Source organism: Elusimicrobiota bacterium (assembly GCA_040757695.1).
Classification (GTDB): Bacteria; Elusimicrobiota; UBA8919; order UBA8919; family UBA8919; genus JBFLWK01.
Map to the genome: position 1 here is coordinate 1 of JBFLWK010000201.1, position 1,746 is coordinate 1,746.

General features: G+C 35.5%; 2 protein-coding genes. Both read left to right on the forward strand.

Translation table 11 applies throughout. The annotated features are described in order from the left end of the window. Positions 1-279: 279 nt before the first annotated feature. A complete protein-coding gene (locus AB1349_14100) occupies positions 280-666 on the forward strand; it encodes a hypothetical protein (GenBank protein ID MEW6558457.1) in 387 nt (128 codons plus the stop codon). 64 nt (positions 667-730) lie between these two features. Continuing rightward, complete coding sequence (locus AB1349_14105; protein ID MEW6558458.1) at positions 731-1,429, forward strand: hypothetical protein; 699 nt, start codon at positions 731-733, stop codon at positions 1,427-1,429. Positions 1,430-1,746: the final 317 nt, after the last annotated feature.

Below are 1,746 nucleotides of genomic sequence, written 5' to 3' on the forward strand. Positions count from 1 at the left end.
ACCAGAACCTGGAGATTGTTTAATTATACAAAATTTTGAAAGGTTATTCATAAAAATTTTTAAAAAATCGCGAGATGTACATGTTAATAACCTATATATCCTTTACTTAGTATATCATATAGGTTACGCAGTTTTCTTGCAGCATAGGAAATTATAAAACAACATTTTAAACCACAAGATTAACACAAGATTTACACAGATAATTAAAATTTTGATAATTTCTTACTTTTTTAATCTTGTGATAATCTGTGAAATCGTGTGGTTACAAGGTTTTCTTGAATGTTAGAACTTTGGATTAAATGTTTTATTGAAATGCTATTCATTACAACTTCATGGGGAGTGCTGAAGAAATCAAAAGATGAATTGCGGGATATTATGAAAAATATATCTCCATCTAACTTTGTAAAAAAATGGATATTTCATCTGGCGCTTCTGTTTTTATATCGGTGGCTATATTTGAGAGTATACCTTTCTTATCTGTGGGTGATAAATGTATTCATCATATTACAATCAATAACCGGATTATGGATAGTGATAAACAAGAAAAGTTGGATAACTTTTTCTGAATATATACCTGAAATAGTTGATAAAATTTTTCCATTAGCGTATCTATTGTATTTTGGGTACAATTTTATATTAAATTTCAGAATTTTTTTTATATTCTGACAGGATTTACAGGATAAAGTCAAAATCCTGTTAATCTTGTCAAAAAATAGATGGGGGAGGGCTTATGCGTAAAGGTCTGTTGTTGTTAGTGTTTGTTGTTTTGGGTATTCTTATGTCTTGTTCACAGAAGACAGAAGAACAGAATGGTTTTGTAGAGTTTACTGTGGAAGGGCAAAAATGCCGTATGGAACACATGCGGTTTATTGTCCGTGCTAATCCTATTATTACCGACGGTGAGAGAATTAAAGTTATTCCTAAGGGAGAGGTGCTTACTTACGAGTTCTGTATAGATGCTACAGAAGCCGAATCAAAAAGACAATTAGAAATACAAGGCAGAAATGCAAAGAAATATGCCGAATGGAAAGACGGTGAACCTTTCCCTGAACAAGAGGATCTCAATTCTTTTCTTGCTTTGTGGGTAGCCAATACATCAAATCCTGAAGATATTTTGAAATCTGAAATTACCTGGCAAAATCAGAGTTTGGGACTGACACATTTTGGTTTTGTGATAAACATTCCAGATAGTAAACATATAAGCTGTCCTGAAACACATAATTGCTGGCTGAAAATAGACGAAATAACTGAAAACCGGGTAAAAGGCCGTTTCGGCGGGCATTTTGAGATGGATATGGCGCTGAGTAAAGAATTCCAAGAAAAATCCAGACACGGACAACAACTAAAAAAGGAAGATATGATGCGAGAAATTGACATTACCGACGGTGTATTTAACCTGCCATATAAGAAATGTTTCAAGTATAGATGACACTGTTGAACTTTTAGCAAAGCGTCAGTAGTGTCGCCCTGAACGCAGTGAAGGGTCTCAAATGTGGTCGGAGACGAGATTCTTCGCGGAGTTTATACTGAGTGAAGCGAATGTGCTTAAAATAAACTTCGTGTCATCTGCTCATTGCGAGCAGGAAAAAGGGGGGGAAATGTCTGAGGAAGAAAGGGATAATGAGTGTGCCAAGAAAGTTCCTTGAATTCTTGTCGGTGGAAGTCCGAACTGGATAAAGGGTAGCGACCAGTCCAACACCAAATCCCACAGTTAATAAGGCAACGAACTAACTGATGCTGGGATGC